Here is a 21,470-nt window from a genome sequence, read left to right as displayed (position 1 = left end):
CGATGCCGGTTGCTGAGTAAGCCTTGTATCGCAAATTGAGGGGCGCACCCGACCGATTGAGCATTGATGGACCTTTCCAAAACCTGTCGCCAGAACAGACAGGATTGCAGTCTTCAATACGGCAGCGTTCTTATCGGAAGGTTAATTGCCCGATCTGTAAGTTTCGTTGGGGACCAATTCGTTAACGACGCGGCTCAGTCCTTTGAAGTCAAAAATCGCGGGGTCCAGCAGGTGCGATGGGCGCGTGTTGCTTAAGGCACCAAACATCTGTTGCCGCCGCCCGGGCGCTTTGGATTCTCATTGGTCCAGCATGGATTTGATCTGCTGGCGCTGCAGTCCGTCCTGCGATCCACATAAGTCACATGGAATTATAGGATAACCCATTGAACTGCTAAATTTTTCACAATCTGCTTCAGCAACATGTGCCAGTGGGCGAAAGACGAGTAAATCGCCCTTTTCATTGAGCAGTTTCGGCGGCATCGCCGCAAGCCGTAAGCCGCGAACCATGGAACATGATCATGAAAACGTCTCAAGAATGTCGTCGCGGTGATGGCCCAAGACAACTGCGCTACAGCCTTCTTCGCGGGCAATTCGACAAAGGTTTCCACGCCGAAATCTAGAACATAGTGCGCACATTGTTCGGTCCATGGGAATTTTATCGACCACAATTGAGTACGTATCTTGGTATTCGATTCGGTGTGGCACCCGCATGTCCTTCAGGAATTTTGGCAGGACCGTGGCGGGAAAATTGGGCTGACCTTGGTCCAGGTTGCAGGCCAACAAATCAACGGGCAACAACTCGCGCCACTGCAATTCATGTAACACGGCCAGCAAAGTGTAGCTGTCTTTGCCGCCCGACAGACAGATCAGCCATTTCGGCCGCTCAGCACTGTCATCAATCATCCCGTAGTTTTCAATCGCTTCACGCGTATTTTGGATTAGCCGCTTGCGAAGTTTTTTTGAACGCCGTCGTTTTAGGCGTGCCATAAAATGGCGGATGAATATTGTCTGGATAATCAAGCATGACGTTGGAATACAGCGAGGCATTGGGTCGAACAAGGGGACGAAATAGGCCACTTGAAATATGTACGGCGACGTTCCGGTCATCCGTCAGCGCGGGGGCTGCCTACAAAGCCATGAAACATATTACCCTAGCCGCCTTCGCCACGTTTGCCGCCTGCACCGGAAAGCCATCATTTAATGACGCCAGCCTTTCGGACGTCCAATTCGATCTTGAATCGTTTTTTGACGGAGATCTCTTGGCCGACGGTCAATTTCAGGACGTTCTGGGAACAGTCCGGAGATCCTTCGTTGTGACCATTGGCGGCGATTGGGACGGAGAGCGCCTGCGACTGGTTGAAGATTTTGTCTACGAAGACGGATCAGTCGAACAGCGCATCTGTACATTGGTCAAGACTGGTTCCGTAACTTCGGATCAGACATGGGAGGGGACTGCGCCGGGGGTGATTGGCAAAGCAGTCGGACAAGAGCAAGGTGATCGTTTGAACTGGCAATATCAGATCGATCCGACTGTGCCCGTCGCTGGCGGCCCAACAGAGACATTGCGCGTGACGTTCGATGATTGGATGTGGCAGCAGACACATGACCGTTTGCTGAACATTGCCTATGTGAAACGGTTTGGGTTCAACATCGGGCAAGTCGTGATTTCATTCGAGAAGCAATAGCAGCCTGCCTATCGCCTAAGACTCCTGATTCGAAGTCGTTTAGTCCGGTACGTTGTCGACGCCGGACCCGCCCCATGGATTGCATCTGATCACACGGCGGATTGTCAGCGCGGTTCCCTTGATGCCACCGTGCTTTCGCAGGGCCTCCATCGCGTAGGCGCTACACGTCGGGTGGAAACGACAGCCGTGGCCGACCCAAGGCGAAAAAACCAGACGATAGAATCGGATTGGCAGTGATGCGATGAGGGCCAAAGGCGACATGCGGCGACTCATACGAGCTTGCCAAGCGCTTTGGCGAAATCAGCACGCAGCGCTTCGAAGTCGCGATTTTCGGTTACATCCTTTTTGCCAATCAGCACGTAATCGTGGCCGGCCTTAGCCAGCGTAGGCAAATCAAGGCGCGCAATTTCGCGCAGGCGGCGTTTAGCACGGTTTCGCGCAACGGCATTTCCGACTTTTTTGGAACAGGTAAAGCCCACGCGCACCGCGTTGTCGCCATCACGACGATCCCGCATCTGCACAGTTAGGCTTGCGGCGGTCTGATAACGGGCCTTGGACGCAGCAACAAAATTTGCGCGGGTCTTCATCACAACAATACATGCAGAAACGCCAGATAAAACCGCCGTGGGCGATACCTCGGCGGTTTCTAAAGTTTCCTCAGGCGACGTCATATCAGATCTGTCGCGCACCTTTGGCGCGACATCGCCAAGCGCAATTAAGCGCTCAGTTCCTTGCGACCCTTTGCACGACGTGCATTGAGGATATTACGGCCAGCTTTGGTGGCCATACGTGCGCGAAAACCGTGACGATTCTTACGAACGCGGTTGGAAGGCTGAAATGTACGCTTCATTGCGTCTCTCCGGTATTTGGGCGAACCCCAAATTAGGATTCGAGCCTCAAGAATTTATCGTCGTATATCGAAGCCCGTTCTGTAGGGGGGCGCGGGGCGTGTGTCAACGCGCGAAGCTGCGAAAGTCTGCAACAATGCACGAAGCGCGCAAGCGAAATGTTACAGTCTTCACGACAATTGCAACAAAACCCAGTCAAATGAACACCCTGCATCAACGCGCCGTGATAGGGGTATGCAGTCTGCGCGCGCTCGTCCATCTAAGGTGTAATTCGATACACCCTTTGCAACAAGAGACGTGACAAAAATGACTGACGCCCCCGGACCCACCGCTGAAACTGATGCCACCCAATCCAGCGCCCTGATGAAACGTTTGCCGATCATCGTGATCGGTGTGGTTGCAGTGTTAGGTGCATATTTCTTGCGTGATTACCTAACGTTCGACGGGTTGGCGGAAAACCGCGAAAGCCTGATTGCGTTTCGCGATGCGAATTACCTGCTGACCGTGTTGGTGTTCATCGCCATTTATACTGTGGTGGTGGCGTTCAGTCTGCCGGGGGCGACGATCATGACGTTGGCGGGCGGCTTCCTGTTCGCGACGTTCCCAGGGTTTTTGTTCAACGTGATCGCGGCCACGATGGGCGCAACGGGCATTTTCATGGCCGCGCGATGGGGGTTTGGCAAACAGCTGGGCGCGAAGCTTGAAGGGTCCGAAGGCATCGTCAAGAAGATCAAAGACGGGATCGACGAAAACCAATGGTCGATGTTGTTTCTGATCCGTCTGGTGCCAGCGGTGCCCTTCTTCCTCGCCAATTTGATCCCTGCGTTCCTCGAAGTGCCATTGCGTCGCTTTGTAATTTCTACCTTCTTTGGCATCATCCCCGGAGCAGTTGTTTACACGTCTGTTGGCGCTGGGCTTGGCGAAGTATTTGCCAATGGTGAGACCCCAAACCTTGGAGTTATATTTGAACCCCACATCCTGTTGCCGATCCTTGGCCTAAGTGTGCTGGCCGTTCTTCCCATTATCATCAAGGCCGTGCGCGGTAAGAAGGGCCTATAATCATGGAGCGTATCAAAACTGACGTTTGTATTATTGGTGCTGGTTCCGGTGGATTGTCGATCGCGGCGGGGGCGTCCCAGATGGGGGCATCAGTGGTGCTGCTTGAGGGTCACAAAATGGGTGGTGATTGCCTGAACTATGGCTGTGTGCCGTCCAAGGCGCTGATCGCAGCTGGCAAGCTGGCCTATGCGATGAGCCACACTGGCGATCTGGGCGTGAAAGCTGTGAAGGCCGACGTGGATTTTGCTGCCGCCAAGGACCACGTGCGTAAAGTAATTGAAACAATTGAACCCGTGGACAGCCAAGAACGGTTTGAGGGTTTCGGCGTCAACGTGATCCGAGAATTTGGCAAGTTTATCAGTCAAACCGAAGTTCAAGCAGGTGACACAATCATCCAAGCGCGGCGTTTTATCGTCGCCACGGGGTCTGGTCCGTTCGTACCACCAATTCTGGGCTTGGAAGATGTTGATGTTTACACCAATGAAAACATCTTTGATCTGCGTGACCGGCCCAAGCATTTGATCATCGTTGGTGGCGGACCCATCGGCATGGAAATGGCGCAGGCGCATTTGCGGCTTGGGTCCAAAGTGACAGTCATTGAGGGCGCCAAGGCGATGGGCAAGGATGACCCGGAAATGGCTGCAATTGTGCTGGATAAACTGCGCGCGGAAGGTGTCGAAATCATCGAAGAAGCGCAGGCCACCAAAATCAGCGGCTCCAAAGGCGCCAAAGGCAAAGTGACTGTGCACACCCCAAAGGGCGATTTCACCGGATCGCACCTGTTGATGGCCGTGGGTCGCAAAGTTAATGTCGAAAATCTTGATCTGGATAGGGCGGACGTAAAATGGGGCCGTGGCGGTGTCGAAGTCGGGGCCGACCTACGGTCCGTCAGCAATAAGAAAGTTTATGCCGTTGGCGACGCGGCGGGTGGGCTGCAATTCACCCACGTTGCTGGTTATCACGCGGGCGTTGTGATTCGGTCGATGTTGTTCGGCTTGCCAAGCAAGCAGCGCACAGACCATATTCCGTGGGCGACCTATACGGACCCCGAACTGGCACAAGTCGGATTGACCGAAGCCCAAGCAAAAGAAAAATTTGGGGGCAACGTCGAAGTTGTGCGGTTCCCCTACCATGAAAACGACCGCGCCATCGCTGAGGGCAAAACAACGGGCCTGATCAAAGTGATGGTCGTCAAAGGTAAGCCAATTGGCGCATCAATTGTGGGCGCTATGGCGGGCGAATTGATTGGCATGTGGGCTATGGCAATTGCCAATAAGATGAAAATGTCAGCAATTGCTGAAACTGTTTTGCCCTATCCCACCGTATCTGAGATTAACAAGCGCGCTGCGGGGGCCTATTTTACCCCTAGGTTGTTTGAAAGCCCTATGATCAAACGTGTGGTAGGTTTGGTGCAGCGCTGGCTGCCATAAGATCTGAACAGAAACGGACGGCAGAATGCTCAATTCCCTTTCAGGGCGATTTTTGATCCTCACGACGGTGTTCGTGCTGATTGCTGAGCTGTTGATCTTTGTGCCGTCCGTTGCGCGGTTTAGAGAAAATTATTTTCTTAACCGGTTGGAACGGGCGCAGATTGCGTCGCTGACCCTGCTGGCTGATGATATGATCATGCCCGAGCTTGAGGCTGAACTGCTTGAGAACGCAGGCGTCTTCAATGTGGTGCTGCGCCGCGACGAGGTCCGCCAGTTGATCCTGTCATCACCGATCCCGGCGCCGATCCATAAGACATTCGATATGCGCGATCCGCCTGCATGGATGCTGATCCGTGATGCGCTGATCGGGCTCTGGGACACGGAAGAGCGGGTGTTCCGCGTGATTGGCAATCCGGTGCAAGACGGTGGCATGCTAATAGAAATTACTTTGCCATCGTCACCGTTACGGGTGGCGCTGATAGACTATGGCATCCGCATCCTCATCCTATCGGCGGTGATTTCAATTGTGACTGCCGGACTGCTATTTTTGGCCGTCCGCCGCTTTATCGTGAAGCCCATCAAGGGCGTCATCGATCACATGCAGGCCTACGCCAAAGCCCCTGAAGACGCGCGGCTGATTATTATGCCGAACGCTGGCGTCACTGAACTGCGCGAGGCGGAAGAAGCCCTTGCGAGCTTGCAAACCCAACTGACAGGCGCGCTAAAACAGAAAGAACGGCTCGCGCAATTGGGTGGTGCCGTCAGCAAAATCAGCCACGATCTGCGCAATATCCTTACGTCAGCTGTGCTATTCACTGACCGCATTGACGCATCCAATGATCCGACGGTGCGCAGGCTGGCCCCGAAGCTGGTGAATTCAATCACCCGCGCGGTGAACCTGTGCGAAAGCACGCTGACCTTTGGACGCGCAGAAGAACCCGCTCCGCGACTGACGCGGGTATCGCTGGCAGAAACCGTGGATGATGTGATCGCGGGCGAACGGCTGGCTGTCGGGGATCACGATATGTCGTTTTCCGAAGACATTCCGATGGGTATGAACGTGCGCGCCGACACGGAGCAGCTTTATCGTGTCATCGGCAACCTTGTGCGCAATGCCCGCCAAGCAATTATAGCGAGTGGTAAATCAGGTGAGATATGCGTCGTCGGATCAGAGAATGACAGCTGTTGGCAGATCGCGGTCACTGATACTGGCCCAGGCCTGCCCAAGACTGCGCAAGAGCATTTATTTAAGGCCTTTCAAGGCGGCACAACCCGTGGTGGATCCGGCTTGGGATTGGCAATTGCTGCAGAACTGGTGCGCGGGCACGGTGGCAGGCTCGATCTTGAGCGCACGGATGAGACGGGCACGCGCTTTGTGATCAGCTTGCCGAAATCCGACCTGACCCTTTCGCCCACGATCGTTTAGATTTGTCACTTGCAAAGGCTCGACAGGATCGCTAGATCGCCCGTGATGCACCCGTAGCTCAGCTGGATAGAGTACCTGACTACGAATCAGGGGGTCAGAGGTTCGAATCCTCTCGGGTGCACCACTTCCGAATTTAACCCATTGAATACCATCGGTTTCTTGAAGAGACTCAATGGGTGTAGGACATGGCGTATGACAAATCGGTTCCCTTTTCTTTTACGAAGGATGGGATTTATTACTTCGAGCGTAGGGTACCAAGCGAACTTCGGAAATATTACGAAGGATCAAAGATCGCATACTCACTGAGGACCAGATTGAACCGGCCCGGCTTTACCGGAGGGCAAAACTCTCGGAGAATTGCCCGTTATGGAACAGACACAAAAGAAGAAGACCTCGAAGCCGTATTCACCTGAGTTCCGCGAGCGTGCGGTTCGGCTGCTTATGGAACACCGCGATGAATATCAGAGCGAAGCTGCGGCGCTGACGGCGATCGCGGGTAAATTGGGTTGTTCGCCGGACAGCCTTCGCGTTTGGGCCCGTCAGGTCCAGCGCGATGGCGGCGAACGGCCAGAGCCTACCAGCGCTGAGAAGGCGCGGATCAAGGAACTTGAGCGTGAGAACCGCGAACTGCGTCAAGCCAATGAGATTTTGCGTAAGGCGTCGGCGTATTTTGCACAGGCGGAGCTCGACCGCCCGTTTCGCAAATGATGGATTTCATTGCGGAAAGCCGAGAGACACTTGGGGTCGAGCCAATCTGCAGGGCGCTGCAGTTTGCCCCTTCCACTTATTATGACCGGCGCGCCATCGCGCGTGATCCTGAGCGGGCGTCAGCTCGTGCCAAGTCTGATGCCGCTCTGAGCGTCAAGATCGACGGGGCCTGGGCGGACAACTGCAAACTCTACGGAGCCCGAAAGATTTGGCATGTTCTGCGACGGGAGGGTGAGGATGTTGCCCGCTGCACTGTGGAGCGGTTGATGCGCGCCTTGGGCATCAAAGGCGTCGTTCGTGGCAAGAAGGTCATTACCACGAACCCGGACACGTCTTTGCCATGCCCCCCTCTCGGCAGATTTGCTTTGCAAATCGCCTGCCAGGCAATGGACGACAAGGTGAACCGCCTGTTCAAGGCGGATCGGCCAAACAAGCTGTGGGTTTCAGACTTCACTTACGTGCCCACATGGTCAGGGACAGTCTACGTCGCGTTCGTGATTGATGTCTTTGCAAGGCGGATCGTAGGCTGGCGCACATCGACATCAATGAAGACCCAATTCGTGCTCGACGCGTTGGAGCAAGCAATCTGGCAAAGAAAAACACCAGATAACAAGGCTTTGGTCCACCACTCGGACCGCGGATCACAATACCTGTCGATCAAGTATACCGAGCGCCTGGCCGAGGCCGAAATCGATCTCTCGGTCGGAACCGTCGGTGATGCCTACGACAATGCGCTGGCCGAGTGCGTCATCGGCCTCTTCAAAACCGAAGTCATCAACCAAATCGGTCCATGGAAATCGATGCGTGAGGTTGAGTGGGAAACGCTGAAATGGGTCGATTGGTATAACAACCGCCGCCTGCTCGGCCCCATCGGATACATCACACCCGCAGAAGCAGAGGAGGCGTTCTATGCAAACCTGAACAAACTCGATATGCTCGCCTAGTCATTGAATAAATCACCCTCCGGTAAAGCCGGGACATTGCTGCGCGATACCCTGTCGGGCGAGGGATCACATCCACTATCTGGCGCGGCTGTGTGAGATGGAATTGATCGACTGCGAACGCCGGATGATTGAACGGCGGATCAAGGCCGCGAAGTTCCCCAGCACGAAGAGCTTGGATAGCTTTGACTTCAAGATCATGCCCAGTCTGAACAAGCCCCTGACGATGGACCTGGCGGGTTGCGACTACGTGGATCGCAGGGAGGACGTCATCGCCCTTGGACCTTCTGGGACAGGTAAAACGCACATCGCTTTGGGGCTGGGATTGGCCGCGTGCCAAAGAGGGCTGAAAGTGCGCTTCTCGACAGCGGCGGCATTGGTCCACGATTTGATTGAAGCCCAGGATGAGCGGAAATTGCAGCGACTACAAAAGCAGCTGACAAGCCAGAACCTATTGATCATTGATGAGTAAGGCTTCGTTCCTCTGAGTAAATCTGGCGCTGAATTGCTCTTTGAGGTCATATCTCAGTGCTATGAACGCGGGTCCATCATCATAACCTCAAACTTGCCTTTCGATGAGTGGATGGAAGTCTTTGGTTCCGAACGCCTCACAGGTGCTTTGCTGGATCGTTTGACCCACCATGTCCACATCCTCGAGACGAACGGCGAAAGTTACCGCCTCAAACACAGCCGTAACAAACAGCAATAATCAAAGCTGAAACAAGACCAGAAGAATGTCGGCCTAACGGCCAACATGCGCTTTGACACGCTTCGGCTAAGTGACAAACACGCGCGCCAAAGCGCACGATAAACGACAACTCAGTGGACCCATTTTAAGCCGCGACACGGCCCCTTGTTACGCTGCGATTGACATTGGGACGAATATAGAACCCATCATTAGAGGTAAGCTGATAAATAACCTTATTTGGTGAGCTTGCTCCATAATGCCGAAAATGAGTGAAGGCTATTGCGCTGTCTGTCGCTCACGATGCGAAAGCGACCTCAGTCATGCCGTCACGCGGAAAAGTCACCGACGCCGTGCCCAGCTTTCAAACGTTCGTGCGAAGTAGGATATCGATCCGGATCTTTTCTTGCGACCCAAGGGTTTGCTGTTTGTCCACTTTCCCTTTGAGGCGCCTGATGGCGCTACGCACAAGGTGTCCCGCGTCTTGGGCAATGATCCCGTTTACAGCATTGGTGCGCAATGCGTTTACTGTAAATGGAGTCCGTTCATGGGCGATTTTGATGATCGAGGGGTCAATTTCCAACGCCTCAACAATCGACAATGGCGTGCGGGCCTCTGTCGTGACAACGTAAATTCCGACCGTGTCGGGGTTGCTGGTTAGCGATACCGCAATGATTTCTTTGGCGCGGGCTTCATTGCCATAAGTTTCGAGCGACGGCAGGGCGCGTAGGTGGGCGAAATTGAGATTCAGTTCGTCATCAAACCCCAAGCGCCTTTCTAGGCTATCGCGTGACTGCATGCTTTCAGAGATAACCATGATTGAACCAGACCGTTGCCCGACAAATTGCCCGAGCAAGAGGGCTGCGGTCGCACCCGCCGCGCGGTTGTCGATACCGACCCAATCTGCGTCCATCATCGTTTGGTTGGAGATGAAAGGCAGTGCTGCGATGCCTCCGTCTTGGAGACGTGCAATCGCGTCACGCACTTGCGGTGTTTCGGGCGACATGATCGCGACACCAGTGACATCGCTTGGTACGAGGGTATCGAGGAAATCCGAGATACTATGCGGGTCGTTTTCGTCGATATGGCGGACATCACAAGAGACGTTGTCGGACGAGAATATTTTTTCAGCTTCTGCGATGTGCTGGACGATTTGTTCCAGAAATTGATCTCCGGACTTGGGCAGGGCAAAAATAAAGCGATAGCTTTGAGATTTCGCAAGATTTGCGGCCTGCAAATTACGAACGAATCCTAAATCCTTGATCGCTTGCTGGACCCTGTCGACGGTCTTTTGCTTCACGCCTTCGCGCCCATTTAGAACACGATCAACTGTTGCGCGACTGACGCCGGCAGCCTTTGCAAGATCTTTTGTTGTTGGCCGAACTATGAGTTTATGCATTGGAAAATCATATTTTCATTATTTATATCAGTGCTTTAAAACTCTAAATCACTTTGAATAATCACGGATCGCTTGCGTGACATAGCACTTAATGACGCACGTGTCTCAGAAAATGCTTGTTTTGAGGCACGTGCGTCATTAGTGTTTGTCCGACTAAGAAAGCACGGCGAGGGGGCTGGGCTTGCAACAATCCTTGGGAGGAGAGATCAAATGAGATCCAATTTAATGATGACAGCGGCCGCGGGCGCAATTCTGGCGACGGGCATGACCACTGCTGTGGTGGCCGACGGCCACGCGACAGACTTAACATTGTGCTGGGCTGCTTGGGACCCAGCAAACTCGCTGATTGAGCTGAGTAAAGATTTCGAAGAGCAATCAGGCCACACGATGAATTTCGAATTCGTGCCATGGACCAGCTTCGCTGATCGCATGTTGAACGAGCTTAATTCACGTGGGCAGTTATGCGATCTTATGATCGGTGATAGTCAATGGATCGGTGGCGGTGCTGAAAACGGCCACTATGTGAAATTGAACGATTTCTTTGATGCCAACGGTATCAGCATGGATGATTTCCTGCCAGCAACAGTAACTGGTTATGCTGAATGGCCAAAGAACACGCCGAACTATTACGCATTGCCCGCCTACGCCGATGTTGTTGGCTGGACGTACCGCAAAGACTGGTTCGAGCGCCCTGAGCTTCAGGCAGAATTCATGGACACATTCGGGCGTGTGCTGGACGTTCCTGCATCGCTTGCCGAGCTTAAGGACATCGCCGAGTTCTTTCAGGGTCGCGATATTGATGGTACCATGGTCTATGGTGCCGCGATCTACACAGAGAGAGGGTCCGAAGGCATCACTATGGGCGTAACGAACGCTTTGTATAATTATGGATTTCAATACCAAAACCCAGATCAGCCCTATGACATCGAGGGTTTTGTAAACTCTGCCGGAGCTGTTGAAGGGCTCCAGTTTTACAAAGACTTATATGATGTTGGCACGCCTCCCGGTTCGTCAAACTGGTATATGGGCGAGAACATCGATGCCTACCGATCCGGTCAGGTTGCGATGCAAATGAACTTTGCGTTCATCTGGCCAGGTGTTGAAGCGGACGAAAATGTCGGTGGCGGCAATTCCGGTTACTTCGCGAATCCACCAGGCCCAGCCGGCCAGTTTGCGCAATTGGGCGGGCAGGGTATCTCGGTTGTTGCTTACTCTGAAAAACAGGATGCTGCTCTGGAATACATCCAGTGGTTTGCCCAACCTGAGGTTCAACAGCGTTGGTGGGATCTGGGCGGTGCATCTGCATTGCGCGCCGTGGTCGAACAACCCGATTTCGCAACCAGCCAACCATATGCGCAGACGTTCCTCGACTCTATGGCGATCGTGAAAGACTTCTGGGCAGAGCCTGCCTATGCGGACCTGCTGATCCCGATGCAGGAACGCATGCATAATTTTGTGATCGCCGGTGAAGGTACTGCGCAAGAAGCCTTGGATGGTTTGGTTCGTGATTGGATCGAAGTCTTCGAGGACGAAGGCAAGATCTAAAGGTTCTTCCTTGTCGGACGCCATCCTTTGGTTTGGCGACTAACACCTTGAACGCCAGCCGGTTTTTATCGGCTGGCGGTTCATTCTCCTGATACATTCATCTTCACGGGCTGCACCCCGCGCCTGAAGGAATACTGATATGATACACTCCCCCATGGACAGGGCGGCGGCCAAAACGCCCGACGGGGTAGCAAAGCGCATTCGCGGGCTTTCGGATCGCACCATCGCGTGGATATTCGTGGCCCCCACTTTGTTTTTGCTGCTGGCTGTGAATATCTTCCCGCTGATCTGGACGATCCGCCTAAGCTTTACCAACTTCCGCGTTAACCGTCCCAACAACGATGTTGAGTGGGTGGGCTTGCGAAATTACCAACGCATTTTGAACGATCCCGACGTCTGGGCCACGATGCAGGCCACCGCACATTTCTTGATCTGGACGATTGTATTGCAGGTGCTGATTGGCTTCACATTGGCCTACCTGATCAATAAGAAATTCAAGGGCAACGATTTGTGGACGACGATTATCGTTTTCCCGATGATGCTGTCGCCCGCCGTGGTCGGTAACTTCTGGACGTTCCTGTATCAGCCACAAATCGGCTTGTTCAACTATGCGGTTACGTTTTTCACAGGTGGCGATCCGGCCAGTTTCTCGATGATTGGGGATGTGCATCTGGCCCCTTGGGCGATTGTCATCGCCGACACATGGATGTGGACACCGTTTGTGATGCTGATCTGTCTGGCGGGGCTTAGGTCAATCCCAGACAGTATCTATGAGGCCGCCGAATGTGACCGTGCCAGCAAATGGCGGCAATTTTGGACCATAACGATTCCGATGGCGTTGCCGTTTTTGATGTTGGCCGTGCTGTTTCGCGGGATTGAGAATTTCAAGATGTTCGATCTGGTCGTGCAACTCACTGGCGGTGGGCCGGGCAACACGACCACGCTGACTTCAATCGATCTGAAGCGCGAAGCGTTTGAAAAATGGCGCACGGGCTATTCAAGCGCCTACGCTGTGATCCTCTTTGTGACCGTCTTCGGCCTTGCGTCGATCTACGTCAAAGCCCTGAACAAGGTAAAAGAACGATGAGCTTTTCAGTCACAGACCCGTCCAAGGGCGCCAAATGGTTCGCTGGTATCTTAGTGGTGGCCTATGCTGTTATCACGCTGATCCCGCTGCTTTGGATCGTTGCCACGGGCTTCAAATCGCCTGTTGATTCAATCGCCTATCCACCTGTTGTCGTTTTTGAACCCACGCTTGAAGGCTATGTGAACCTGTTCACGGATCGGACCCGCGCGACGGACGATATGCTTGAGGCCGCTGGGCCGCCAACCACGTGGTACGACGAAATCGCCCGCGAACGCGGTACGGTCATTTCCGGACCATCGCGCTACGGTGAACGTTTCTTAAACTCGGTCATCATCGGGTTTGGGTCGACGGCACTGTGTATGGTCCTCGGGACGATGGCGGCCTATGCGTTCAGCCGCTTTAAGGTGCCGCTTAAGGATGATTTGTTGTTCTTCATTCTGTCCACCCGGATGATGCCGCCGATTGCTGTTGCCATTCCGATCTTCCTGATGTTCCGAAATTTGGGGCTTAACGACACGCACCTTGGTATGATCCTGCTGTATACCGCAGTGAACTTGTCATTGTCGGTCTGGTTGCTGAAAGGGTTCATCGACGAGATCCCGATTGAATATGAAGAAGCTGCACTGATCGACGGTTACACGCGGTTCCAAGCCTTCTACAAAGTGGTCTTGCCACAGGCAGCCACTGGCATCGCATCGACAGCAATCTTTTGCCTGATCTTTGCGTGGAACGAATATGCCTTTGCCGTTCTTCTGACGTCTGGCACGGCACAAACTGCGCCGCCGTTCATCCCGACAATCATTGGCACGAGCGGCAAAGATTGGCCTGCAGTTGCGGCAGGTGCGACGATCTTTCTCATCCCTGTTATGGTCTTTACCATTTTGTTGCGCAAGCACCTGCTGCGTGGGATCACATTCGGAGCGGTTCGCAAATGATCGTCTTTATCAACACCTTCCTCAGTGGTCTCGTGCGGTTTCGCCGTGGCTCATGGGAAACGCTGGCGACCATCCTCATCGCATTAGGGGTCATCATGCTGATGCAACCGTTCCTGCTCATTCTTTATAGCTACTCATTTATTGTAACCCTTGTCGGCACGGTGATGTTCATCATCGTCAGCCATTTTCCGGAGTAACAAATGGCACAGATAAGAATTGAAAACGTGCGTAAGGATTTTGGGTCGTTCAATGCGGTAAAATCTTCAACCTTCACGATTGAGGATGGCGAGTTTTTTATGCTGCTTGGCCCATCAGGCTGCGGCAAGACCACGACACTGCGGATGATGGCGGGGCTTGAACTGCCGACATCAGGCGAGATTTACATCGACGGTGAGGAAGTGGGCCAAAAACCCGCCAGCAAGCGCGATATCGCCTTCGTGTTTCAGATGTTCGCACTGTATCCGCATATGAATGTGGGCAAGAACATCAGCTACCCGTTGCGCAGCCAAGGCATGCCAAAGGCGCAAGTAAAGAAAAAGGTACATGAGATTGCCGAGATCCTTGGCATCACGGACATCCTTAATAAGTCTGTCGGCGGTCTGTCTGGTGGTGACCGTCAGCGCGTCGCCCTTGGCCGAGCGATTGTACGCGACCCCAAAGCGTTCTTTATGGACGAACCTCTGGGTGCATTGGACGCAGAATTCCGCGAGCATATGTCTGAAGAATTGCGCGCGCTGCATGATCGTATGAATGCCACGACGGTTTATGTGACCCATGACCAGCTTGAGGCGATGCAGATGGGCGACAAGATCGTCGTGATGAACCACGGTGTTGTTGAACAGTTTGGCGTACCACAAGAAATTTATGACTGGCCCGCGACAAAATTTGTAGCGCAATTTATTGGGTCGCCTTGTATGAATTTCCTCGACTTTAAGGGAAGTGTTTCAAAGGATACTGACAGCGTTCAGCTTGAGAACGTCTCGCTGGAGATCCCCAAATCCATTGATGGCGTCAACGGTGATTTGACGTTCGGTATCCGCCCAGAGCATATCTTTCTTGATGACAGTGCAGGCTACCGCGGGCGTGTCGTGGCCACAGAATACCTTGGCACGACACAGATCGTCACGCTGGATACACCCAACGGGCAGATCAAAGCGCGGGTTGCGTCGTCGGATAAGATTTCCGTTGGGCAACAAACCGGTCTGCGGTTTGATCCGCGCACTGTCACCCTTTTCGATGCATCCACTGGCCACGCATTGCGCAGCCATGCCAACCAAGGAGTGATCTAAGATGGCTGAAGTCACCCTTACAAATATTTCCAAGTCCTTTGGCGACCAGATTGGTTTGGACGACGTGTCCATGACCATTCCAGACGGGTCGTTCGTTGTTTTATTGGGGCCGACAGGCGCGGGAAAGACAACGACATTGCGCATGGTCTCTGGCCTCGACAAGCCGGACAGCGGACGCATAACCATTGGTGGTCGCGACATGGCAAGCTATACGCCCGCGCAGCGCGATGTGACGATGGTGTTCCAACAATACTCGCTCTATCCGCACCTTACAGTCCGCCAGAACCTCGAGTTTCCACTCAAATCCCCAATCCTCAGGACACCGCAGGATGAGATTGACCGCAAGGTTGGCGAGGTCGCAGAGGTTCTGCAGATCAGTCACAAACTTGATAATAAGGCCACAGCTTTGTCAGGTGGTGAGATGCAACGCGTGTCGATTGGCCGTGCGTTGGTGCGCCAGCCGTCGGTTTATCTGATGGACGAACCACTTAGCTCGCTTGACGCTAAATTGCGCTCGGACCTGCGGATTGAGCTGAAGAGTATTCAGGCCAATTCCGGTGCAACATTCCTGTATGTGACGCATGATCAGATCGAAGCCATGACAATGGCAACCCATGTTGGGGTTTTGGACCACGGAAAGCTGGTGCAATTCGGCAGCCCGCGCGAGGTGTATGAAAGCCCTGTCAGTATCTACGCGGCCAGTCGGCTTGGCCAACCGCGGATCAATGTTCTGCCGGCGGATGTGTTTGGTGGCGGGCCTGCGTCTGCCACACATATCGGACTGCGCCCCGAGCAGATTGTGCAAGGTGACGGTGAAGACAGCATAGTCAATCGCGTTGAACATCTAGGCGACCAGACGCGCCTTCACTTATCGTTCAAATCCCATGATCTGATTACGGTCACGGATGCGTACACCAATCTAAAAGCGGGCGACGTTGTCAAAATTCGCCCTGACAAAGCACTTTATTTCGGCGCTGATGGCGCGCGCGTGGCCTAACGGGGGAAATGACCATGAAGCAGTTTATCAACCAAAAAGAAGACATGGTAACAGAGGCCATCGACGGCACGATCGCTGCATCAGGCGGCAAACTGACTCGTCTTGACGGCTACCCGCACATCAAGGTGGTCGTGCGCAGTGATTGGGACAAATCAAAAGTCGCCTTAGTTTCGGGTGGTGGGTCTGGCCATGAGCCTGCACATGCGGGTTTCGTCGGCGCGGGTATGTTGACAGCAGCGGTGTGCGGCGATGTTTTCGCATCCCCGTCTGTTGATGCGGTGCTGGCAGGAATTTTGGCCGTGACTGGCCCAGCCGGCTGTTTATTGATCGTCAAGAATTACACGGGAGACAGGCTGAACTTTGGTCTGGCCGCTGAACGGGCGCGCGCCTTCGGTCACAAGGTTTCCATGGTGATCGTTGATGACGATGTGGCCTTGCCGGACCTGCCGCAGGCGCGAGGTTTGGCTGGAACGTTGTTTGTCCACAAGATTGCAGGTGCAATGGCCGAAAACGGTGCAATGCTGGAAGATTGCACGCTGGCTGCGGAACGGGTCATCAAGAACAGCCGCAGCATTGGTATGTCCTTGGACACCTGCACTGTTCCCGGGTCGCCGAAAGAGGACCGTATCCCCGAAGGGATGGTTGAACTTGGTTTGGGTATTCATGGCGAAGCAGGTGTTGAACAAGTGACGTCTTCTGGGGCCAAGGACGCTATCGCGAAGGTTGTCCAAAAGTTGGCGGCGACCATGGCGGACGCGCCCCATGCGGTGTTGATCAACAATCTGGGCGCGGCGTCCGTATTGGAAATGTCGATCCTGACGAATGACCTTTTGGCGTCCAGCATCGGGGGCAGGATTGCGCTTGTTATCGGTCCAAGTGCCATGATGACTGCGTTGGACATGCATGGGTTTTCCGTTTCGGTTGTTGAAATGACATCGGATGATGCGGGACTGCTTTCACAGGCTGTTGATGTCGCGGGCTGGCCCGGATGCCACCCGCGCGCGCCTTTAACAGTCTTGCCTTTGCCTGATGGCTTGTCGCCGATCCGTGCGCCCGCGTCGCCCCATCCTGCCACCGCAGCGTTCCTGACAATGTGCTGTGAGGTCTTGATCGCATCGGAGGATCATCTCAACGTGCTGGACGCTAAGTCTGGCGATGGTGATACCGGGTCCACATTGGCATCGGCAGCACGTGCTTTGATGGGGGCGATGGACACCCTACCGTTGGCTGATCACACACAGCTTTACCGCGCCATCGGGTTGGAGTTGAGCCAGACCATGGGTGGCTCATCCGGTGTGTTGTTGGCGATCTTCTTTGCCGCGGCGGGGGATGCGTCTGCGTCCGGACAATCGATGCGGTCTGCTTTGCAATCTGGTCTCGAGCGGATGCGCCACGTCGGCGGGGCGAACCCAGGTGATCGCACGATGGTGGATGCGTTGATTCCAGCACTTGAGGCGCTTGACGACGGGCTTGCGCATGCGGCGACTGCCGCGCGCAAAGGGGCCGATTACACCGCCACATTGACGTCCGCCAAGGCGGGCCGCGCAACGTATATCAATGCCGAACAGCTTGACGGGCATGTTGATCCGGGCGCTGAGGCTGTTGCACGCTTGTTTGAAAACCTCGCATCATGACCAAAACTTGCGAGCGTTGCTTAGGACCGTTTTGGCTCAGCGCGCGACAGATCACCGCAAAGTGCAGTCACGCTGCCGAGATTGTCGAACGTCAGTGAATTTTTCTCGTTGAAGGGCGCGCCGGATCGCCGCCCACATACGCATAGTTTTACATCTTGGCTGCAACTGCCGCCGGACTTAGTCGATGGCAAGCCCAATGTCGTCAAAGCAATGAAAGCTCTCTGATGGGAACAATAGTCCCACCTTGGTCCCGGGTTTCAACGTCGTATCGGCTTTGATCCGGACGGTGACTTGTCCTGCCTCGCCGCACGCCATGATAACAAACGTATCGGCACCTAGATATTCCAATACGTCGACCGTTCCTTGAAGATGTCCATCGCCCTCGTCGACAACCGAAATATGCTCTGGCCTAATTCCAAGCGAAACAGCCTTGGTGGGCAGTTGCACCTTTGGGACAGCTTTGGCCGGCATAACGTTCATCCTTGGCGAACCGATAAACTGTGCAACAAACAGATTGGCGGGTTTTTCGTAAAGCTCTCGCGGGCTACCCACTTGAGCGATTTTTCCGAACTCCAGCACCACGATCCGGTCGGCCAGAGTCATTGCTTCTACTTGGTCGTGGGTAACGTAGATCATCGTAGATTTCAGCGTTTGGTGTAGTTTCGCAATTTTATAGCGCATTTCTACCCGCAGTGCTGCGTCAAGATTGGACAGTGGTTCGTCGAACAAGAACGCGGTGGGGTCGCGCACAATTGAGCGGCCAATGGCCACCCGCTGGCGCTGTCCGCCAGACAGGTCTTTGGGGCGTCGATCCATATAACCATCAAGTTTAAGAACGCGTGCGGCTTCGTCGACTTTTGCATCTATCTCTGCCTTGGGAAGTCCCGCAGATTTAAGCGGGAAGCCTACGTTTTCGCGAACCGACATATGCGGGTAAAGCGCGTAGGATTGAAAAACCATCGCCAGCCCACGCTTGCTTGGCGGCTCAGCAGTCGCGTCGCGTTCACCGATCAGGATTTGCCCGCGCGTCGTTTCCTCTAGTCCGGCGATCATGCGCAACAGTGTCGATTTTCCGCAGCCGGATGGTCCGACAAAGATAACAAATTCGCCCTCCTCAATTGCGAGATCAACCCCTTTGATGACCTGAACGTCACCGAACCATTTCTCAACAGCTTTCAACTCGATTGATGACATCAGGCGGCCCCTTTGGCTTGGTCCAAATCGCGCCCGGCCCATGTTAGCCAGATTGCGGCTGTCCAAGTGAAATTGTCGCCACCGCACGGCGTCGCGTCGGTTGGATCAAAGTATTCAAAGAACCCGTGTTTCTCGATAAGTTCTGCTGTCTCAGCGCGCAGCCTCGCTTCAAGGTCGTGGCGTCCAGAGTCGCGCAACCCAATCGCCATAAGTGCGTCGATCACTGGCCATGTTGGCCCGCGCCAATAGCGGCGTGGATCGAAAATGGCCGCCTCTGGGTCTGCTGATGCAATGCCATAGCGTACGGCATCCCAGACGCGTATCAGCTGGGCATCCAGTTCCGGATTTGAGGCACCTGCCAAATATGCCAGAAACGCACCAGAGCCGAGCACGCCTGCAAACAGTCTTGTTCGCAAATCTTTCGCATCATAGGCGCCGAGTTCCGGGTTCCAGATCAGAGGCAGCGCATTGCGCAACGCCGCGGCCCAGCTTTCAATTTCGGTGACGTCTTCGCCCAAGGCCCTGCCCAATACCGCCAAGTCTTCATGTGCGCGCAACAGTACGAATGTGATCCCAGGATCGGCCATCAGGAACGGGCCGTCAGCCACGATCCGCGTCTGATCCCACCCGACGACCTTTACGCCAAACTGAACCATCGCAATGTAGCGGTCATATTCGGCCTCTCTGGGGCGCATACCTTCGGCATCCTTTCTACTGGTCTTATGGATTCGAATTGTCGATCCTGCCAACAATCCCGGCACTTGGATATGCTGTTTGGTGCATCGCTGTTTTTTGACAAGCGACGCGCCGGGGCAGTCGTTCGAACTTGTCGATCCTTGTGCCAACTTCGGCGTCACCCCATAAGGGTGGCGCCGAACTGCTCCAATTAAACTTATGCATGAGACTGGCAGGGTGTTCACGAAATACCCGTTCTTCGGAAGCCGCTAGATTGCAGCCTACCTTCCCCAACAGGGGTTCTCCACAGGGCGGCATCGTGTCCGCCGCCTGATGAACCTCATGGGATTGCAGGCCATCTATAAGAGCTCAAACACCATCAGCATCGTATTTACGCATACCTACTTAGAAAGCTTGCAATCACGCTGCCCAATCAGGTTTGGTGCAGCAGCATTGAAGTGGTCCTGCTTTTCAGGACAGGTATGTGGCTTGGCTAAGATGCATCTAATTTATGTTCATGCCGATTTTCGTATCTCCGCGTGGCCAAAGTATGCGATGTCCGGTGTTCGCTTATCAAGGGCCGTGTGAGGGCGTTCTGAGTTGTAGAACCCAATCCATGTATCGATGATCCGTTTTGCGTGGAACCCGCCGGTGATTTCATGCAAGTAAACGGCCTCCTGCTTGAGGGATCGCCACTGGCGTTCGATGAAGATATTGTCGAGATAGCGGCCGCGTCCGTCCATTGATATTTTGATGTTGGCTTCGGTCAAAGTTGTGATCCAGCCTGCGCCAGTGTATTGGCTGCCCTGGACGCCCTTCTAAGTGTCAAGCCGCGATCTGAGCCTGATTTATTTGTTTGTGGCGACGCGCGATGATGTTGAAGACTTCGCGCGCAATGTATCGTTTGAGGCAGCGGATCGCTTCTAGCTTTGAATGGCCTGGGGCTACTCTACGTGCGACGTATTCTTGGGTCTTCGTATCCAACCGCAACCGTCCGATTGCAATGATGTGTAACGCACTGTTCGCGGCACGGTCGCCACCTCGGTTCAAGCGGTGTCGTGTGGTTTTGCCCGATGAGGCAGGAACTGGGCTGACACCACACAATGCAGCAAAGCTGGCTTCGGATCGGAGGCGTTGAGGATTGTCGCCTGCGGTCAGCAACAATTGGGCTGCGCTGTTCAACCCGATTGAGTTGCGTGCGATCAGCTCTGGGGCCAAATCTGTGACAATTGCTTGGATCATAATGTCCAGCTCGGCGACTTCATCATGCAGTTCAAGATACCGGCGGGCCAGTGATTTGAGAGCTATCCGATAAGCTTCTTCAATATCTCGAAACGCAGTCAGGTCAGGACGCCAGGCTGCTAAAGTCCTGATCAGTTGCATGCGGGTCATCTTGCGCAGGGTGTCGCGCAATCGGTCAGGCGCGCAAACGATTGTCGTCTGGATAATTTGCAGTGCAATCCGCCGCGCTTGGACGGCGGTTTTGCGACAAACCTTCAGCACACGCAGGGATTCCACCATCCCATCTCGACTGCGCGGGGTTACTGTGCGCCGTTTTTCGTAGGCTGCGTGAGCCGCACTTTCCGCATCGAAGTCATCGTTCTTGCCGCGCCGTCTTCGGTCCAGCTTGTCAGGTGCGCTTACCTCTAGGACGTCCACACCAGCAGCCTGCATATATCGCAAAAGTCCTGCGCCATAGCTGCCAGTGCATTCAACCCCGATACGTTGTAGGTTTCCGAAGGATAGCATCCAAGCCAGCATCAGCTTGTATCCCTGCCGCGTGGTGGCAAAGCTTTGCGTACCAAGCACCTGATCGTTTTGATCAACAACAGCAGCGACGTGCAGATCTTTGTGAGTATCGACGCCACCGACGACGGGTGAAGTCTTTGAGAGTTTGGCCATGCTGTCATCCTTTCCAGCTTTCGATTGAACT

Annotated in this window: 21 protein-coding genes, 1 tRNA gene, 2 pseudogenes and 1 other annotated feature; of the genes and pseudogenes, 15 read left to right on the top strand and 9 right to left on the bottom strand. The window is 54.1% G+C overall.

From position 1 onward, the window contains the following. Window positions 1-141 precede the first annotated feature (141 nt). Window positions 142-1,024 (bottom strand): annotated as a pseudogene (gene ttcA / locus OAN307_RS21980) (tRNA 2-thiocytidine(32) synthetase TtcA). A gap of 112 nt (window positions 1,025-1,136) precedes the next feature. Between ttcA and OAN307_RS21975 the strand changes: the two are divergent. Continuing rightward, entirely contained in the window at window positions 1,137-1,685 is a 549-nt protein-coding gene (locus OAN307_RS21975) for a DUF3833 family protein (RefSeq protein ID WP_044045087.1), read from the top strand. A 39-nt stretch (window positions 1,686-1,724) separates the two neighbouring features. On the opposite strand, the gene yidD is transcribed toward OAN307_RS21975, so the two are convergent. Genes yidD through rpmH form a run of 3 tightly spaced genes read right to left on the bottom strand, consistent with a single transcriptional unit; the run spans window position 1,725 to window position 2,535 of the window. Then, window positions 1,725-1,946: a membrane protein insertion efficiency factor YidD gene (gene yidD, locus OAN307_RS21970; RefSeq protein ID WP_044038556.1), complete on the bottom strand. Its 222-nt coding sequence runs from the start codon at window positions 1,944-1,946 to the stop codon at window positions 1,725-1,727. Window positions 1,947-1,954: 8 nt separating this feature from the next. After that, the gene (gene rnpA, locus OAN307_RS21965) at window positions 1,955-2,356 is read right to left on the bottom strand and encodes a ribonuclease P protein component (RefSeq protein ID WP_015501657.1); all 402 of its coding nucleotides are present in this window, start codon (window positions 2,354-2,356) and stop codon (window positions 1,955-1,957) included. Window positions 2,357-2,400: 44 nt separating this feature from the next. Beyond that, window positions 2,401-2,535, bottom strand: coding sequence for a 50S ribosomal protein L34 (gene rpmH / locus OAN307_RS27275; RefSeq protein WP_083903176.1), 135 nt, complete (start codon window positions 2,533-2,535; stop codon window positions 2,401-2,403). A 304-nt stretch (window positions 2,536-2,839) separates the two neighbouring features. On the opposite strand from rpmH, the gene OAN307_RS21960 reads away from it, so the two are divergent. The 7 genes and pseudogenes from OAN307_RS21960 to istB all read left to right on the top strand — a co-directional run. Further along, the gene (locus tag OAN307_RS21960; protein WP_015501656.1) at window positions 2,840-3,592 is read left to right on the top strand and encodes a TVP38/TMEM64 family protein; all 753 of its coding nucleotides are present in this window, start codon (window positions 2,840-2,842) and stop codon (window positions 3,590-3,592) included. Window positions 3,593-3,594: 2 nt separating this feature from the next. Further along, window positions 3,595-5,022 (top strand): dihydrolipoyl dehydrogenase family protein, encoded by a 1,428-nt coding sequence (locus OAN307_RS21955; RefSeq protein ID WP_015501655.1) that lies wholly within the window; start codon window positions 3,595-3,597, stop codon window positions 5,020-5,022. A 25-nt stretch (window positions 5,023-5,047) separates the two neighbouring features. Further along, window positions 5,048-6,448, top strand: a complete 1,401-nt coding sequence (locus tag OAN307_RS21950) for a sensor histidine kinase (RefSeq protein WP_015501654.1) — start codon at window positions 5,048-5,050, stop codon at window positions 6,446-6,448. Between the two features lie 47 nt (window positions 6,449-6,495). Further along, window positions 6,496-6,572, top strand: a tRNA-Arg gene (locus OAN307_RS21945). A 61-nt stretch (window positions 6,573-6,633) separates the two neighbouring features. Next, the gene (locus OAN307_RS31540) at window positions 6,634-6,861 is read left to right on the top strand and encodes a DUF6538 domain-containing protein (RefSeq protein WP_408634919.1); all 228 of its coding nucleotides are present in this window, start codon (window positions 6,634-6,636) and stop codon (window positions 6,859-6,861) included. Beyond that, window positions 6,815-8,100 (top strand): IS3 family transposase gene (locus OAN307_RS21935; protein ID WP_085982893.1). Its coding sequence is split into 2 segments (ribosomal slippage): window positions 6,815-7,118 and window positions 7,118-8,100, totalling 1,287 coding nucleotides; the frame shifts between segments, so codons are not numbered across the junction. The genes OAN307_RS31540 and OAN307_RS21935 overlap by 47 nt, the downstream gene beginning before the upstream one ends. Further along, window positions 7,111-7,227, top strand: a sequence feature (AL1L pseudoknot). (Overlaps the previous gene by 117 nt.) Before the next feature lie 64 nt (window positions 8,101-8,164). Next, window positions 8,165-8,806: pseudogene (gene istB, locus OAN307_RS21930) on the top strand (IS21-like element helper ATPase IstB); the annotation flags it as partial. 340 nt (window positions 8,807-9,146) lie between these two features. Here the strand turns inward: istB and OAN307_RS21925 are convergent. Continuing rightward, a complete protein-coding gene (locus OAN307_RS21925; protein ID WP_015501652.1) occupies window positions 9,147-10,181 on the bottom strand; it encodes a LacI family DNA-binding transcriptional regulator in 1,035 nt (344 codons plus the stop codon). Between the two features lie 210 nt (window positions 10,182-10,391). On the opposite strand from OAN307_RS21925, the gene OAN307_RS21920 reads away from it, so the two are divergent. From OAN307_RS21920 to OAN307_RS21890, 7 genes are all read left to right on the top strand, one after another. Beyond that, window positions 10,392-11,726, top strand: coding sequence for an ABC transporter substrate-binding protein (locus OAN307_RS21920; protein WP_015501651.1), 1,335 nt, complete (start codon window positions 10,392-10,394; stop codon window positions 11,724-11,726). Between the two features lie 139 nt (window positions 11,727-11,865). Beyond that, window positions 11,866-12,813, top strand: a complete 948-nt coding sequence (locus OAN307_RS21915) for a carbohydrate ABC transporter permease (RefSeq protein ID WP_015501650.1) — start codon at window positions 11,866-11,868, stop codon at window positions 12,811-12,813. Next, window positions 12,810-13,748, top strand: a complete 939-nt coding sequence (locus tag OAN307_RS21910; RefSeq protein WP_015501649.1) for a carbohydrate ABC transporter permease — start codon at window positions 12,810-12,812, stop codon at window positions 13,746-13,748. The genes OAN307_RS21915 and OAN307_RS21910 overlap by 4 nt, the downstream gene beginning before the upstream one ends. After that, window positions 13,745-13,945 carry a hypothetical protein gene (locus tag OAN307_RS21905; RefSeq protein WP_015501648.1) on the top strand — a complete coding sequence of 67 codons (201 nt, stop codon included), beginning with the start codon at window positions 13,745-13,747 and terminating at the stop codon, window positions 13,943-13,945. The genes OAN307_RS21910 and OAN307_RS21905 overlap by 4 nt, the downstream gene beginning before the upstream one ends. A 3-nt stretch (window positions 13,946-13,948) precedes the next feature. After that, window positions 13,949-15,037 (top strand): ABC transporter ATP-binding protein, encoded by a 1,089-nt coding sequence (locus tag OAN307_RS21900; RefSeq protein WP_015501647.1) that lies wholly within the window; start codon window positions 13,949-13,951, stop codon window positions 15,035-15,037. 1 nt (window position 15,038) lies between these two features. Then, the gene (locus OAN307_RS21895; RefSeq protein ID WP_015501646.1) at window positions 15,039-16,034 is read left to right on the top strand and encodes an ABC transporter ATP-binding protein; all 996 of its coding nucleotides are present in this window, start codon (window positions 15,039-15,041) and stop codon (window positions 16,032-16,034) included. A 14-nt stretch (window positions 16,035-16,048) separates the two neighbouring features. After that, a complete protein-coding gene (locus tag OAN307_RS21890) occupies window positions 16,049-17,668 on the top strand; it encodes a dihydroxyacetone kinase subunit DhaK (protein ID WP_015501645.1) in 1,620 nt (539 codons plus the stop codon). A 177-nt stretch (window positions 17,669-17,845) separates the two neighbouring features. On the opposite strand, the gene OAN307_RS21885 is transcribed toward OAN307_RS21890, so the two are convergent. From OAN307_RS21885 to OAN307_RS21870, 4 genes are all read right to left on the bottom strand, one after another. Beyond that, entirely contained in the window at window positions 17,846-18,862 is a 1,017-nt protein-coding gene (locus OAN307_RS21885) for an ABC transporter ATP-binding protein (protein WP_015501644.1), read from the bottom strand. Continuing rightward, on the bottom strand, window positions 18,862-19,623 hold the full coding sequence (locus OAN307_RS21880; RefSeq protein ID WP_408634918.1) for an MGH1-like glycoside hydrolase domain-containing protein: 762 nt from the start codon (window positions 19,621-19,623) through the stop codon (window positions 18,862-18,864). Before OAN307_RS21880 ends, OAN307_RS21885 begins: the two co-directional genes overlap by 1 nt. Before the next feature lie 429 nt (window positions 19,624-20,052). After that, window positions 20,053-20,307 carry an integrase core domain-containing protein gene (locus OAN307_RS21875; protein WP_275450626.1) on the bottom strand — a complete coding sequence of 85 codons (255 nt, stop codon included), beginning with the start codon at window positions 20,305-20,307 and terminating at the stop codon, window positions 20,053-20,055. Between the two features lie 55 nt (window positions 20,308-20,362). Further along, entirely contained in the window at window positions 20,363-21,439 is a 1,077-nt protein-coding gene (locus tag OAN307_RS21870; RefSeq protein WP_015500866.1) for an IS110 family RNA-guided transposase, read from the bottom strand. Window positions 21,440-21,470: the final 31 nt, after the last annotated feature.

The sequence above is a fragment of the Octadecabacter antarcticus 307 genome, assembly GCF_000155675.2.
In the GTDB taxonomy this organism is placed as follows: domain Bacteria; phylum Pseudomonadota; class Alphaproteobacteria; order Rhodobacterales; family Rhodobacteraceae; genus Octadecabacter; species Octadecabacter antarcticus.
The sequence above is the reverse complement of the archived record's forward strand: the minus strand, read 5'-3'. Positions and strand labels throughout refer to the sequence as shown.